Below are 16,793 nucleotides of genomic sequence, written 5' to 3' on the forward strand. Positions count from 1 at the left end.
AAAACAACAGAAACCATTGATTTTCTTTGATTTTTGATGCTACTTTACTACCTTTCGCCCTCCAAAAAGGAAAATATTGTATAACCTTACACATTTAAGCAAATGTTAGAAGAAAAGAATGATAACCTGTCAGTTAACGAAAACGAGACAGATGGAAACGTAAACAATGCCTCTCAAGAAGCGGTTCAAACTGAAAATCAAGAAGTTGAAGCAATCGCAGAAGCTGTTGAAACAGAAGTTGAATTGGTTCCTGATACCGAAGTTGAAGCTCCATTAGTAGCTGAAGCTGAACAAGAAACGGTTCTAGACGTTGAAGACCTTGTAGGTGAACAAATTACAGAAACACCTGTAGAAGTTCCAACAATCGAGAATACAGCAGAAGAAGTTGTAGAAAATGTTATTGAATTAACAGAAGAACAAGTTGCTGACGATTCTATGGTTTTAGAAGATGCAAATGATTTTGCAATGAACGCTATTGCCAATGCGAATGCAGAAGAAAGCGAAGATGAAACGGTAAAAGGTCGTTATGACATTCCGTTGCAAGATTATGAAGCTTTGCCAATGGAAAAATTGGTTGAAGAATTAGAAACATTGGTTGCAACTGACCAAGTAATGTCGGTTCGCGAACATGTTGAAGAAGTTAAAAAAGCATTTTTATCTAAATTTCACCATTTTATGGATGAAAAAAGAGATGAATTTCATGCTGAAAATCCTGATACTACAGAGGATTTCCATTATAGCTTTCCATTAAAAACAAAATTTGATTCGTTATACAATCAATACAGAGATAAGAAAAATGTACATTTTAAATCGCTTCAAAACAATTTGAAAGCGAATTTAGAAAACAGAATGGCGATTGTAGAAGAGTTGAAAAACTTGGTAAACAATTCGACAGGAAATATTGCCAATGCTCTAAAACAGTTAAATGATATTAGAGAACGTTGGAAAAATGCAGGACCAATTCCAAAAGATAAATACAACCACGTTTGGAATAATTATCATTTCCACATTGAGAATTTTTATGATTTCTTGCACTTAGATAGAGATGCACGTGATCAAGAATTCAAACACAATTTAGAATTAAAAAACAAAATTATAGCTCGTGTTGGTGAATTAATTCATGAAACTGACATCAACAAATCGTTCCGTGAATTACAAGATTTACACCGTATTTGGAAAGAAGATATCGGTCCGGTTTCTAGAGAAAATCGTGAAGAATTATGGAAACAATTCAGTGAATTGACCAAACAAATGCACGACAAACGTGAAACTTTTTACGAAAGTTTTAGAGCAAAAGAAACCGAAAATCTTGAAAAGAAAAACGAAATCATTGCGCAATTAGAAGTTTTAGCACAAGAGAAAGTAGATTCGCACCAAGCTTGGTTGAACCAAATTGTAAAAGTCGAAGCTTTGAGAAATCAATTCTTTGCTACAGGAAAAGTTCCTAGTGAAGTTAATGAAGCTACTTGGGCAAGATTTAAAACTACAGTTCGTGATTTTAATGTTTTGAAAAATTCATTTTACAAAGACATTAAGAAAGATCAAAACGATAATTTAAGCAAAAAACAAGCACTTGTAGATAGAGCAAATGAATTGAAAGAAAGTGAAGATTTTGCTGCTACAACGCCTTTAATGAAGCAAATTCAAGAAGATTGGAAACAGGTTGGACACGTGCCAAGAAAGTTTTCTGATAAACTTTGGGATGAATTTAAAGCGGCTTGTAACCATTATTTTGAACGTTTGAAAGACAGTAAAAAAGAAGAAAATGCTGAAGAAGTTGCTGCTTTTGAAAAGAAAAAAGAATATTTAGAAACGTTGCGTTCATTTGAATTAGTTGGTGATCATAAAACCGATTTGGATGCAATAAAAGCACATATTGAAGCTTGGAAATCTATTGGAAGAGTTCCTTTCAACAGAAGACATGTAGAAGGAAAATTCAATAAAATTCTAGATGCTTTGTTTGAAAAATTAAGTTCAAGCAAAAAAGAAAGTGAGCAATTGCGTTTTGCTAATCGTTTGGACAACATTTCAGGTTCTGAAGACAGTAGAAAATTAGATAATGAAAAAATCTTCATCATGAGAAAAATTGATGAAGTTCAACATGAAATTTTCCAATTAGAAAACAACATTCAGTTCTTCCAAAACACTAAGAATGCTAAGAAAGAAAATTCAATTGTAACTGAAGTTAGAAAAACAATTGAAAGACATAAAGAAGAATTAATTTCTTGGAAAGACAAATTAAAACAAATTAGAAATTTGAATAAATAAAACGAAAGCTCACTTTAAACGGTGAGCTTTTTTTATAGCTTAATTTTAATTTACAACAATCACAATTTATAATGTAAAATATGTTTTCAATTCTTAAATTAACTTTGATAATTGAAATTTAAAACTTCAATTATGATTTGCCAAGTTGGCGCAACAGCATTTAGAATATAGAGATTTTCCAACTTTCCGTCTATAACCAACGAAATGGTACACGAGCTGAATAACTGTTAATCATAAAATTAAAAAACTACTTAGGTAGTTTTTTTTATTTCTCTTTTTACACAAAATAAAATCTCTCTTATCATTTCTATTTTCTGTTCTTTCTCATATGACAATTATCATTTTTTTATAACAGAACTCAGGTTACTTTTGAAACTTAAAGTATTCCATCATGTCAATTTCCTTAATTCAAAAATATAATGTTCCTGGACCAAGATATACAAGTTATCCTACGGTTCCCTATTGGGAAGAAAATTTATTTTCATTGGAACAATGGAAAAATACTTTTATAAAATCATTCAACGAATCTAATGCTTCAGAAGGTATTAGTTTATATATTCATTTGCCATTTTGTGAAAGCATGTGCACCTTTTGTGGATGCAACAAACGAATAACAAAGAATCACGAAGTTGAAAATCCGTATATTTTAGCTGTTTTAAAAGAATGGAATTTGTATTGCGATTTATTACCAAATAAACCCATTATCAAAGAAATTCATCTTGGTGGCGGAACACCTACTTTCTTCTCACCAGAAAATTTAGAAGCTTTAATCAATGGAATTTTTACACGTGCTATCAAAGCCAAAGAACACGAATTTAGCTTTGAAGGCCATCCAAATAACACCACAAGAAGACATTTACAATCACTTTATGATTTAGGATTTAGAAGAGTGAGCTTTGGTGTTCAAGATTATTCTAGTAAAGTTCAAACGGCTATTCATAGAATTCAACCATTTCATAATGTGGCGAAGGTTACTTTTTGGGCAAAAGAAATTGGCTACACTTCAATTGGTCACGATTTAATATTTGGACTACCATTTCAAACATTGAATGATGTAATTGATACGATTGATAAAACAAAATCGCTTTCACCAGATAGATTGGCATTTTATAGTTATGCTCATGTGCCTTGGATAAAAGGTAACGGACAACGCGGATTTAAAGGTGAAGATTTGCCTAAAGATGATGAAAAACGTCAACTTTATGAAGCAGGAAAAAATCGATTATCTCAAAATAATTATCATGAAATTGGGATGGATCATTTTGCTTTAGAAACTGATAGTATGTATGATTCTTTTCAAAAGGGAAATTTGCATCGTAATTTTATGGGGTACACATCATCCAAAACACAATTGATGATTGGACTTGGTGTTTCTTCTATAAGCGATAGTTGGTATAGTTTTGCACAAAATGAAAAAACTATTGAAGACTTTTACAAAAGATTAGATGCTAATGAATTGCCAGTTTTTCGTGGACATATTCTAACAGATGAAGATTTAATTATTAGAAAACACATTCTAAACTTGATGTGTCAATTTGAAACTTCATGGAAAAATGATAGCGACTTTTTCCCTGAATTACCTGAAATCATCAACCAACTTCACGAAATGGAAAACGATGGTTTGGTGAAAATATCAAGTCAATCAATACAAGTTACCGAAAAAGGAAAACCATTTGTGAGAAACATTTGCATGGCATTTGACTTGCGATTAAAACGAAATCTACCGCAGACAGAATTGTTTTCAATGACGGTATAAGTATCAACTGATAATGAAATAAGGGAATTAAAAGTATTTTTTAATTCCCTTATTTTTTTTGCAAATTACTTTATAAACTGCTCTAACAATGGACAATTATATTGTTGATACGTTTTGGTATTCTTATAAATTGTTAGAAAGTTTTTAATTTCAATTCCTGCAATAAATGGTTTCGGATTTTCTTCATAAGGCTTTGCGAAAGAATAATGTTTGGTTAAATCACATTCAAAAATCATTAAACTTGCCATTGCTTTTATCTCTTTATTTTTAGCTAACTGCAATGCTTTTTGATAGTATTGTCTTGCCATTTCAAGACTATAGAAATTCCCATTTTGAAATGTTACTTCTTTATCTACTCTATTGCCACCAAAAACATAATCTGCAAAACTATATTCACCCGAAGACAATCCATAAGCTGTCATCATCCAAGCGTTTCCAACAGAAGACACATTGTAATAAGCATGAGCTAATTTTAAATTACTTTCGGCTGTATTTTGTTTTTTTAACTTAATTAAAGTTGCAACAAAATTGGCTTTGTCAAATTTATAATCATATTTTCTTTCCTCAGTTCCATAAACTAAAACCTTTGGAATAAATGGATTTTCATTTAAATAGTATTTAAATTCATAGGTTTTTTCATAGAACTCTTTCGGAATTTCAGCAAAGGTTTTTTGAGCTAATTCTAAATTATTATTTCTAAAAGCAAGCGTTCCTTTAACATCTTTGTAAGCATTTATGTCTTGAAATATCGTGCCCGAACAAATGTACTTTTCAAAAGGAGTTTTGTCTTCTTTTTGAATTAATGCTATCAGGTTATCAATATCTTTTTCTTTTGCAAAACGCTCGAAATAACCTATGTAATAATAGTAGTATTGGTCTTCATAATAGCTATAATATCCACCAAAATTATCTGAATATGTCTTCTTATTTTCTGATTTTAAAAACAACAAACCAGCAGTTGCGGCATCTTTTTTATCTAAATATTGTTTACTTGCAATTCGATATAGAGAATACATACTTTTAAAAAGTGTCGCATCATTTTCTACAATATCTTCAATAGCATTGAAACTTTCGAATAGAATTTGTTTCGTTTTTTCATCAGAGATATTTCCTTGTTTCAAAGCAATTAAAGCCAATTGAATATGCTTTTGAAGTAGAATACTAGCATTCGCATTAGATGAAATTTTATTAGAATATTGCTTACCCAAATCAATTTCGTCGTTTATAAAACATAATTGTGCAATGGCTGTATTGTAAAAATCTTTTTGCTCACCAATAGCTTGAGATTGAATCTCTATCAGATATGCTTTCAACTCATTTAAGTAAGCATAATCATTAATTTCGTTTTCTTTTTTGGCTTTTTCATAATCGGTATACCAATCTTGAGTTTCAAAAACCACTGATGGAGAATTTTCGGTATATTTTGGTGTAAAAATCCAATCTTCTAATTTGTTGATTTCTCTTCCAACAAGAAAACTAAAATATTCACTTTGAGGAATTAATTGTTGAATTTCCTTCAAGTCTTTTAAAGCTGGTGATGGATTTCTCATGCATTTTAATGCCCAAATTATTCCTTTTTCAAAATCGCTTTTAGCATATTTCAATGTTTCCTCAATAATTTTATCATCAAAATTTAGCATTACTGCAAACGCTTTTTCATCACAAGAAACAAAAACTTTGCTTAAATAATAATTACGTAACGCTTTATCTTCTATAGACATAGCAAAATAATGCATTGCCCAAGGATTTAAAATAGAATTGTCTTTAGAAGTAAAATATTTTTGATACAACTCTTCAATTTCTTTAGAAGTTCCGTTGTTATAAAAATCATATCGCAACAATAAAAACGCATATCTTTTAATAAGAAAAGCATCTTTGGTAGATTTTAATTTATTTTTGAAATTTGAAATTACAGCTTTTGCTTTAGGAGTTTCGTCATAATAATTGGTTTGAATTTCATCCCAAGATTCCCATTTATTTCCGCCTAAATTGTTGTATTCAATCTTTTTAGCTAATGAAATATATTCGAAAAACAATTTATTCTTTGGTAAAACCAATGCTTCAATAAAGGAATTGTCTTTAAATACATTTTGTAAAACTTTAGATTTAGAAGCATTTTCAAACTTTTCCGATTCAGTATTATAAAGAATTTCGTAGATGTCATCAATAGAAATTTGGTTACCAAGTTTGGCTTGCCATTCTTTACAATTTCTAATTTGATCGGCATTTTTCCCTTCTTTTACCGACATATAATAATCGGCAGAATAGCAAAATGGTCTTAACTTAATATTATTAATTCGTTCTGCACGAAATAATGCTAAACGAGTTGTTTCGGGAGTCTCGCTCCATCCACAAGCAAAAATTTGAATACTAAATAACAGAAAAAAAGCACTAAAAACTTTCATAATACTTGGATATATTTTGAACTCCATAATCGTTTATGTATTTTTTATCGAATGAAAAGAAGGTAACTTTGGTAGTGTTTGAAATTTTTACTTTTTCTGTAATTATATCAATCATTTCGTCAATTTCTTCATCTGAAATTTTTTCAATTTTTATTTCATCACCATTTCTTGCGTAGAAATTTCCTATTTGAATGTCATCTTGCAAAGTGTATTTATTGTCGTCTGTTTTCTTGAAAATTGTTGGACTTTTTTCAAATTCTTGATAATCGGAAATAACACCTTTAAATTTGCCACCTCTAAATAAAACCGACCAACTAAATAACGGTAAAGCAATATCTAATTCTAATGGATACTTATCGTGAGTGATGTAATCTGCTAATTCATCACTTGTTCCAATGGAATTTTTGGTTTTATATTCGGTTGGATTTGTCATGTTGTAACACATTAAAAGCCCTTTATCCACTGGAGGAATTCCTGCTTTTTCATAATATTTATATTGCCAAAGTCGAATGGTTGAAGCAATTTTATAATTAGAAAATTTTGATTTCAATTTTTCTAACAAATAAAAATAATTCTCTTTAGATGATTCGGTCCAATCGCAATCAAAAAGAAGTTCTTGAATGTCTCTTTCGAATTTTGGCTTTTCCGCTATTATTATGGAATCTGTGCTTAATCTAGATTGAAAAGCATTTCCTTTTTGTCTTTCATAATCTGCATCTGCAATTTTGTATGCTAAAGCACTCGCTTTTTCAGTTTGATATTTATCAATGATTTTTTTAATGCGAATTGCCATTCGTTCAGATAAAATATCCAATTGAGGCTTTGACGAATTTAAAAGTACATCATTAGTAATAAATATACTTGGTGTAATATTTAAACCATCAGTAATTCGAATATTATAAACGGTTGCTACAGGTTGGGCTTCTTCTGCATATGGATTCCAATCGACGTCAAAAAAGCGAACGTACATGTGTTTTAGATTCATTTGTTTGGCAAGAGTATCTTCTTCTTGACCAAAATAACTATCGGTTTTCCAATAGCAAAAAGACTTAATGACTTCATGCTTCTTTTTACTTTCGCAAGATAAAAATAACAACGCAACTAGCGGAAAAAGGAGTTTTTTATACATTGAAATATTGGTATTAAATCGATAACGAAATTAGTATAAAACTAGTATATTTTACTAATTAAAAAGTTAGTAATTATGAAAGTTATTTTAGCTTTGATTGTAAGTAGATTTTTAAAATGTTTGTACAATATTACAAAATCAAAAAGCACGCCTTACAGCGTGCTTTTCTTTAAAACCCAAAATAAAAATTACTATCTATTAAGGTGAGAATAAATCTCGTCTTTAAGATGTAGTAACTTTGCTTTTAACTCATGAGCATACTCATCTATTACAATTTCTTCACCAGTATTGATATTGTGAATTCTATGTTCTAATTCGTGATATTCATCGAATATTTTTCTGAAATGAGTATCTTCAACTTTTAATTGGTGGATTTTATCCTGATATTCAGGAAACTCGTGGATTAAATCATGTCTTTCCATAATAGTTTGCATTTAGTTAATTAATTATGACAATTTGCATTTGCTTGCACAAACAAATTCATGTTACTTGGAGATATATAGGCAATATCTAATCCTAATCCTCTTAAAATAAAGAGCGTTCCGATAATAACTGTAACAACAGGAATTAACTTTTGCATTTTACTTCGTATTGGAATAGATAAGAAATTAGATATATAAACTACAGCACTCATCATTGGTATGGTTCCCAATCCATAAAGTAACATATAGGTTACACCTAAAGTTACATTTTGCATGGCTATGGCTCCAAAGAGAGCAGCATAAACCAATCCGCATGGGAGAAATCCGTTTAATAATCCAATGGTAAAAAGAGCATCCGGAGATTTTCTTTTAAATTGGTTTCCCAAACTTGTTTTTACATTAGATATTAACTTATAAACTGGTTTAGAAAAATTATATTTCATGAACACTCGCTCAGGAATTAATACAATTACAATCATTAAAACTCCAACAATTATTGATATGTGTTGTTGGATACCAGCCATATAAAATCCTTTACCCAATATTCCGAAAATAAGTCCTAATGATGCATAGGCAGACAATCTACCCAAATGATAAAGCATTATTTGAATTACTTTTTTTGTTGGATTGCTCCTGTCTACAGGCAACATCATAGCAATTGGACCGCACATACCAATACAGTGCAAACTACTAATCAAACCGAATATGAGAGCTGAGTAAAGCATGACGCTTGTTAATATAAAATAGTTTCTTTACTTAAGAATTCTTTGCCTTCATAAGACCAATCTATAGAAATGTCCCAACGACCGCCAACCAAATTACTTTTAGGTATGAGCAAATGTGGACTAGATAGTGAGATAGGAACCTCAAAATCTAATTTTTTGTTTGACGGTCTGTATAAGGACACTTTTCCATTTATTTTAGAGATATCAAATCCATCAGGAAATGCTATCATTATTCCATTTTCAGAAGTAGTGATTTTAACTGCTTCAGACATATCGTGAGCATTTTGCTCTTTTTCCATTTCTTTTTCAAATGTTTGTTCTTTCAAATAGTATTTTTCAACCACTAATTCGTTGTCATATTTACTATCAGATTGCACTTTGAAAACAAAGAATAAAATGAAACTCATAAAAAGTGCAAATGCAATTACTATTCCTGTTCCCCAATTGATTTTCATAACCTTTTTTATTTAAATAATTATAATCTTATTTCTAGTTGAAATTCCTTGGACCAATAAAATTGGTTGTTGTTGTTTCTATCAGTTTTTTATCATTATACACTTCTATTTTCAATTCTGTTTTATCACCTGACAAAAATGCTGGATGAATTTCAATAAATAAAGTACCTTGAGCTAAACCTTGTCTAGGAACTTTAAACGAAGGAGAACCAACCAATTTAATTTCTCCTTTGGGATCAATCAATTTGAAGGTTACATTATCAAAACCATGCTCAGTCTTATTAACCACTTTATAAGTGTAAACATTACTTAGCTTTTCTCCTTTATGCTGAAACAATTGCCCAGGTAAATGAAGAATTGTTGCCTCTACATCATTTCTAAGAAATAACATACCTACCAAAACTCCAGTTAATATAGCTAAAACTGCAATATAACCTTTCATTCTTGTAGTAAGTTTGAACTTCTCTTTCTTTACGATTTCATCCTCGCTAGCATATCTTATGAGCCCTTTTGGCAAACCAACTTTCTCCATAATCGTATCACATTCATCGATACAAGCAGTACAATTAATACATTCTAATTGAGTACCATTTCTTATATCAATTCCTGTTGGACAAACATGAACACAAACTTTACAATCGATACAATCACCTTTTCCTAAAGCAGCTCTATCTTCATTTTTATTAAATTTAGCTCTACCTGTTTCACCTTCGCCTCTTACGTGGTCATAAGCAACATTTATCGACTTATTATCTAAAAGAACACCTTGCATTCTACCATATGGGCAGGCTATTATACAAACCTGTTCTCTAAACCATGCATAAATAAAATAGAAAACACCAGTAAAGATTAATAAAGCAATAAGTGTACTTATGTTATTTGTTGGTCCTTCTTTAATAAATTCAATCAACTTATCACTACCTATCAAATATGCCAAAAATACATTAGCAATAATGAAAGAAATTATAAAAAAGACAATCCATTTAGTTACTCTCTTTCTTATTTTTTCAGCATCCCAATCTTGTTTTGCTAATCTTATTTGTTGTGCTCTATCACCATCAATTAAATATTCAATTCTTCTAAAAACCATTTCCATAAAAATAGTTTGAGGACAAAACCAACCACAAAATATTCTTCCAAAAACAACTGTAAAAAGAGCTAAACCAACAACTCCCGTTATCATAGAAATAACAAAAAGATGGAAATCTTGAGGCCAAAAGGGAAAACTAAAAATATTAAATCTCCTTTCAAGCACATTGAACATCATAAACTGATTACCATTTATTTTAATAAATGGAGCACTCAATAAAAAAGCTAACAAAAAATAACTTAGTAACTTTCTTTTATCATAAAACTTTCCTACTGGTTTTTTGGGAAATATGTAGGATCTTTTTCCTTCTTCATCAATAGTAGAGATTGTATCTCTGAAACTATCGTCTGGCAATTTTGACATTTTATTTTTATTTTTGGTTAAATCAATTGCATTTTGACAACCCTAAGATTAAAAGGTTTTGAGATTATGCTCAAAACCTTTTTATTAGATTTATTTAACAGCTACTGCTTTAGTATCTACTTTAGTACTATCAGCAACTGGAGCTTTAGCATCTTTAGTAGTGTTTTCTTCAACATATTTTTTTGCTTCGGGTTCTGTTGGTTTAGGATCTTTAGGTTTAGAACCTTGAAGACTTAAAACATAACTTGCAACTTTTTGCAAATCTGCAGGTTTCATACTAGTTTTCCATGCTACCATTCCTTTACCTTCTCTACCACCTTCCATTAATGTGTGAAAAACATTTTTGATACCGCCACCTAATATCCAATACTCATCTGTTAGATTTGGTCCTATTTGACCTCCACCATCAGCTCTATGACATGCAACACAAACATTAGTGAAAATTTCCTTTCCTTTTGCTAAACTGGCAGCATCTGTTAATTGAGTAACTTTCTCCATATCGAAAACATCAGGAGATGTTTCTTTAAACTTTTCTATATCAGCTTTAGCAACTTCCATTTCTGTTTCAAATTCTTGTTTCTGATCGTAGTCACCAACAACATGAAAACGAACAAGGTAAACAATAGCAAAAATTACACAAGCGTAGAATAAATTTACCCACCAAGGAGGTAAAACATTATCTAATTCACGAATGCCATCGTAATCATGGTCTAACAATACATCAGATTCTTGTTCAATATCTTTAGAACGTGTTAATTTTCTCAATAAACCTTGGTAAAACTCACCTTCAGTAAATGGTATTTTTTGGACATCTTCTAATTGTTTTTTCTGTTCATCTGTCAATAAATGATAAGTAACTTTATCAACAGCACTAACTACAATTTCAATTGCAATTAATAAAAACATAAATACTGCCAAGAATAATGATACCATAGGGTATTTTATAAATGCAGGCTGATCACCTGAATCAATAAAGAATTCCAATGCAGCAAAAACTACAGCAAAAATTAAAGGAACTCTAACGTATGATGGGATTAATTTTTTCATTTTAAAATTTTTATAAATTATTAATCGTTTAGTGGTAATTCACTCAATTCCTTAATTTCATCTTTTTTATAAGTCATAGCCCATATAAAGAAAGAAACGAATACAACAAAGAAAATTGACAGTGAAATGATGGGATATATTGCAACCCCATCTATTGTCTCCATATTATGTTTTACAAACTTTAACATAGTAATTAATTGTTATTGTTTTTAACTTTTACGTCAGTTCCTAATCTTTGCAAATAAGCAATTAAAGCAACAATTTCTCTATCTTTCATTGGAACAAAAACTTCTCCTTTTACAGCAGCATTTTTCTTACTATCTTCATATGACTTCACAAAATCAGGATCGTTATAAAGATTTTTCTCAATCTTAGACGATTGTTCGTCAATACTTTTTAAGGCATTTTTGATATCACTATCTGAATAAGGAACACCTAAAGTTACCATAACTTTCATTTTATCTTCAATCAAAGAATTATCCATTGCTTTGTTATCATACATCCATTTATATCCTGGCATTATAGAACCAGGTGAAGTACTTCTTGGATCCCACATATGATTAAAGTGCCAGTTATCATTATATTTTGCTCCAACTCTATGCAAGTCTGGTCCTGTTCTTTTAGAACCCCAAAGAAATGGGTGATCATAAACATATTCTCCTGATTTAGAATAATCTCCATATCTCTCTACTTCTGAACGGAAAGGACGAATCATTTGAGAGTGACAGTTGTTACAACCCTCTCTTATGTATAGGTCTCTACCTTGAAGTTCTAGTGGTGAATAAGGTTTTACTGCAGCAATTGTAGGAATATTAGATTTAACTACCAACATTGGAACAATTTGAACAATACCACCAACAGCTACAGCTAAAGTTGTTAACAATGTAAATTGTACAGGTTTTCTTTCTAACCAAGCATGCCATCCTTCACCTTTCATCTGTCTTGGACTAATTCTAACAAGAGCTGGTGCTTCTGCTAATTCATTTTCTACAGGAGAACCTTGTCTAACAGTTTGGATAATATTATATACTAAAACTAATAGGCCAATTAAATATAAAGTTCCTCCAATGGCTCTCATCCAATACATTGGCATAATTTGAGTTACAGTTTCAAGGAAGTTACCATAAACTAGTGTTCCATCTGGATTAAATTGTTTCCACATAGAAGCTTGCGTGAAACCTGCAACATACATTGGTAGAGTGTAAAGAATAATACCTAAAGTACCAATCCAAAAATGGAAATTAGCAAGTTTATCTGAAAATAATGTAGTTTTCGTTAATCTTGGAATTAACCAATATACCATACCAAAAGTCATAAAACCATTCCAAGCTAATGTACCTACGTGAACGTGAGCTACGATCCAATCTGTAAAGTGAGCAATAGCATTAACATTTTTTAGAGACAACATAGGCCCTTCAAAAGTTGACATACCATAACCAGTAATGGCTACCACATAGAATTTTAATACAGCATCTGTACGAACTTTATCCCAAACACCTCTTAAAGTTAATAAACCATTAATCATACCTCCCCATGATGGAGCAATTAACATAACTGAAAATACAACTCCAAGATTTTGAGCCCAATCAGGTAATGTAGAATATAATAAATGGTGAGGTCCAGCCCAAATATAAATAAAGATTAAAGACCAGAAGTGAATAATGGATAGTCTGTAAGAATAGACAGGTCTGTTTGCGGCTTTTGGTACAAAATAATACATCAAACCTAATATAGGAGTTGTTAAGAAAAATGCAACAGCATTATGACCATACCACCATTGTACTAGAGCATCTTGAACACCTGCATAAACAGAATAACTTTTTAATGTTGTAAAATTTACTGGGATTTCTAAATTGTTGAAAATATGCAATAAAGCAATAGCAACGAAAGTTGCAATATAAAACCAAATAGCAACGTAAATATGTCTTTCTCTTCTTTTAATAATGGTTCCAATCATGTTTATACCATATGCAACCCAAACAATTGCTATTGCAATATCGAATGGCCATTCTAATTCTGCATACTCTTTAGAAGAAGTATAACCCAATGGAAGTGTAATAGCAGCTCCTAATATGATAAGTTGCCAACCCCAAAAATTTAACTTACTCAGGAAATCACTATACATTCTCGCTTTTAAAAGTCTTTGCATAGAATAATAAGATCCAGCAAAAACACCATTTCCAACAAATGCAAAAATTACTGCATTTGTATGAAGTGGTCTTAATCTACCATAACTTAACCAAGGTATTCCATCAGTTAAATGCGGAAATAAATATAAGAAAGCAACTAAAAGCCCTACTAACATCCCAATGACACCAAATGCTATTGAGGCATAGAGAAAGTTTCTTACAATTTTGTTGTCGTAATAAAATTGTTGTTTGTCCATAATTATAATTGTTTTTCGTCTGTTATTTGTATTTGATTTTTGTTAGTTTCTTTGAGAAGTTCATCGTCAAAAAGCATTCTGACTGATGGTGTATAATCATCGTCATACTGTCCTGATTTAACCGCTTTAATAAAAGCAACCAAGAAAAATATAGCAACTGTAATACTTACTGTGATTAATATATAAATGACACTCATACCTTAAATTTGTGTTAACAAAATTACTTTACCCATTATTTATAAAATATGATATTTATCATACTTGAATTATTACATTAAAAATATTGACTTTCTATTCTCAAAAGTTATATATAATTATCTTTTTCTTGCATATATATTGGTCATTATTGTAACAAAACTCACAATAGTTATTGTACTCAATGGCATAATAATAGCCGCAACAATTGGAGAAAGATTTCCTGAAACTGCATAACTCAATCCTACAGCATTATACAATAAAGACAAACCAAAACTCATGTAAATTGTCTTCATAGCATTTTTAGAATAATTCATAAAAAAAGCTATTTTATCGAACTGAGATGCGTCTAAAATTCCGTCGCAGGCAGGTGAAAAGACATTTACATTTTCTGAAATTGAGATTCCAATGTTACTTTGTGCTAAAGCTCCTGCATCATTTAGTCCATCACCTATCATCATTACATTTTTACCTTCTTTTTGCAAACTTTCTATGTATTGTAATTTTTGTTCAGGCTTTTGATTAAAGACCAAAGAAGTATTAGAAGGCAACATTTTTTCCAAAATTTTACGTTCACCATCATTATCTCCTGATAAAACTATTAGATTGTATTTTTTAGAAAGTTGTTCAAATAATCGCTCCAAACCATCTCTATATTGATTATTAAAGACATAACTTCCTTTGTAAACTTCATCAAACTCGACATGTACTTTGGTTTTTTTATGGGTGTTTTCCGTCATGGTTTTTAAGAACTGGGACGAACCTAATTTTACTTTAAACCCTTCGATTTCAGCAAAAATTCCTTTTCCGATTATTTCTTCGAAACTTGTAGTATCCAACTTTTCTTGATTGGGAATAAAATCGTACAATCTTCTGCTCAATGGATGATTAGAACCTCGTAAAACGTTTTTTAACAATCGCAATTCCGCGGAATTCAATTCAGAACCTTCATAGGTAATTGCCGTTTTTTCATTGGTTGTAATGGTCCCTGTTTTGTCAAAAACTATACTATCAACTTTTGCTAATTGTTCTACAACTAATGCGTTTTTTAAATAAAATTTTCTGTTTCCGAGAATTCGTAAAACATTACCCATTGTAAATGGCGCTGTTAAAGCTAAAGCACATGGACAAGCCACAATTAGAATAGCTGTAAAGACATTAAAAGCTGTGGTAACATCAATAAAAACCCAATATAAAAAAGACACAATGGACAATCCTAACAAAGCAGGTGTGAAATAGCGACTAATTTTATCGGTAATGGTTTTATGCTGTTGCTCGACTCTTTTTTGAAAAACATCATTACTCCATAATTGAGTTAAATAACTATTGGATACAGAAAAAAGTACCTCCATTTCGATTACTTTTCCTAACTGCTTTCCTCCTGCAAAAACTTTATCGCCTGATTTTTTTTCAATGGCAACTGCTTCACCTGTCACAAAACTATAATCGATGGATGCATTAGGAGAAATTAAAATTCCGTCAACTGGAAGTAATTCTTGATTTCTAATTAATAATCTGTCTCCTTTTACAATATCATAAACTTGAACCGATTCTTCGCTACCATCAGAAGCAACTCTAGTAACTGCAATTGGAAAATAGGATTTATAATCACGTTCAAAAGAAAGAAAATCGTAAGTTTTTATCTGAAATAATTTTCCGAGTAACATAAAGAAAATCAATCCACACATACTATCAAAAAAACCTTGTCCGTAATCAAAGACAATATCGACAGTACTTCGAATAAACATTACCACAATTCCCAAAGCAATAGGAATATCGATATTTAAAAGTCCTGATTTTATACTTTTCCAAGCAGAAACATAATATCCACTAGCAGAATAAATGAATGTAGGAAGTGAAAGTGCAAAAATCAACCATCGGAAAAACCCACGATATTGATTAATCCAAAATTCTTCTACTTCAAAATATTCGGGAAACGATAGTAGCATGATATTTCCGAAACAGAAAAATGCTACTCCTATTTTATAGATTAAGGTTCGATCTACTTTCTTTTTTCCTTCATCAAAATTTTCTAAAGAAATGTATGGCTCATATCCAATAGAACTCAACATTTCTACAATTTGCTTTAGCGAAGTTTTTTCAGAATTGAAATTAATTCTAACTTTCTTTTCACCAAAATTAACTTGAGAAGTACTTATTCCTGATTGAAGCTTTTGTAGATTTTCCAAAATCCAAATACACGAACTACAGTGTATATGAGGAATGTAGAGTGAAACAATAGCGGTTGCATCCTCTTGAAACTCGAGAAGTTTAGTAACAATTTCTTCATTGTCTAAAAAATCATATTTACCTTTAATATCCAGTGGTGTTGCACCAGGAGATGCTTGAAAATCATAATAACAAGACATATCATTCTGACTAAAAATCTCGTAAACAGTCTTACAACCATTACAACAGAAACTTTTTTCATCAAATAGAACTTCGTCTTTTTTTATAATTTCATTACCACAATGGAAACAATTCTTTGTGTCCATAAATTTGCTCATTTTACCTGTAACAAAAGTCACACATAAAAGAGAATTAAAATATGA

General features: G+C 30.7%; 12 protein-coding genes. 2 read left to right on the top strand and 10 right to left on the bottom strand.

Features of this window, described 5'->3' with window-relative positions:
• The first annotated feature begins 102 nt into the window (after window positions 1–102).
• Window positions 103–2,268 carry a DUF349 domain-containing protein gene (locus ACIQ06_RS03520; protein ID WP_396143902.1) on the top strand — a complete coding sequence of 722 codons (2,166 nt, stop codon included), beginning with the start codon at window positions 103–105 and terminating at the stop codon, window positions 2,266–2,268.
• A 391-nt stretch (window positions 2,269–2,659) separates the two neighbouring features.
• Window positions 2,660–4,024: an oxygen-independent coproporphyrinogen III oxidase gene (gene hemN / locus ACIQ06_RS03525; protein WP_396143903.1), complete on the top strand. Its 1,365-nt coding sequence runs from the start codon at window positions 2,660–2,662 to the stop codon at window positions 4,022–4,024.
• 65 nt (window positions 4,025–4,089) lie between these two features.
• Here hemN and ACIQ06_RS03530 read toward each other — a convergent pair whose 3' ends face one another.
• From ACIQ06_RS03530 to ACIQ06_RS03575, 10 genes are all read right to left on the bottom strand, one after another.
• Window positions 4,090–6,456: a hypothetical protein gene (locus ACIQ06_RS03530; RefSeq protein WP_396143904.1), complete on the bottom strand. Its 2,367-nt coding sequence runs from the start codon at window positions 6,454–6,456 to the stop codon at window positions 4,090–4,092.
• Window positions 6,416–7,558, bottom strand: a complete 1,143-nt coding sequence (locus ACIQ06_RS03535) for a hypothetical protein (protein WP_396143905.1) — start codon at window positions 7,556–7,558, stop codon at window positions 6,416–6,418. Before ACIQ06_RS03535 ends, ACIQ06_RS03530 begins: the two co-directional genes overlap by 41 nt.
• 191 nt (window positions 7,559–7,749) lie before the next feature.
• Window positions 7,750–7,980, bottom strand: a complete 231-nt coding sequence (locus ACIQ06_RS03540; RefSeq protein ID WP_298302603.1) for a YdcH family protein — start codon at window positions 7,978–7,980, stop codon at window positions 7,750–7,752.
• Window positions 7,981–8,000: 20 nt separating this feature from the next.
• Window positions 8,001–8,705 carry a sulfite exporter TauE/SafE family protein gene (locus ACIQ06_RS03545; protein WP_396143906.1) on the bottom strand — a complete coding sequence of 235 codons (705 nt, stop codon included), beginning with the start codon at window positions 8,703–8,705 and terminating at the stop codon, window positions 8,001–8,003.
• Between the two features lie 8 nt (window positions 8,706–8,713).
• On the bottom strand, window positions 8,714–9,160 hold the full coding sequence (locus ACIQ06_RS03550; RefSeq protein ID WP_396143907.1) for a FixH family protein: 447 nt from the start codon (window positions 9,158–9,160) through the stop codon (window positions 8,714–8,716).
• A 34-nt stretch (window positions 9,161–9,194) separates the two neighbouring features.
• Window positions 9,195–10,613 (bottom strand): cytochrome c oxidase accessory protein CcoG, encoded by a 1,419-nt coding sequence (ccoG, locus tag ACIQ06_RS03555; RefSeq protein WP_396143908.1) that lies wholly within the window; start codon window positions 10,611–10,613, stop codon window positions 9,195–9,197.
• 90 nt (window positions 10,614–10,703) lie between these two features.
• Complete coding sequence (locus ACIQ06_RS03560) at window positions 10,704–11,660, bottom strand: cbb3-type cytochrome c oxidase N-terminal domain-containing protein (RefSeq protein ID WP_396143909.1); 957 nt, start codon at window positions 11,658–11,660, stop codon at window positions 10,704–10,706.
• Window positions 11,661–11,853: 193 nt separating this feature from the next.
• On the bottom strand, window positions 11,854–14,046 hold the full coding sequence (ccoN, locus tag ACIQ06_RS03565; RefSeq protein WP_396143910.1) for a cytochrome-c oxidase, cbb3-type subunit I: 2,193 nt from the start codon (window positions 14,044–14,046) through the stop codon (window positions 11,854–11,856).
• A 2-nt stretch (window positions 14,047–14,048) separates the two neighbouring features.
• Window positions 14,049–14,243 (bottom strand): cbb3-type cytochrome oxidase assembly protein CcoS, encoded by a 195-nt coding sequence (ccoS, locus tag ACIQ06_RS03570; RefSeq protein WP_396143911.1) that lies wholly within the window; start codon window positions 14,241–14,243, stop codon window positions 14,049–14,051.
• Window positions 14,244–14,360: 117 nt separating this feature from the next.
• Window positions 14,361–16,736: a heavy metal translocating P-type ATPase gene (locus ACIQ06_RS03575; protein ID WP_396143912.1), complete on the bottom strand. Its 2,376-nt coding sequence runs from the start codon at window positions 16,734–16,736 to the stop codon at window positions 14,361–14,363.
• Window positions 16,737–16,793 lie beyond the last annotated feature (57 nt).

Source organism: Flavobacterium sp., from assembly GCF_044341265.1.
Classification (GTDB): Bacteria; Bacteroidota; Bacteroidia; order Flavobacteriales; family Flavobacteriaceae; genus Flavobacterium.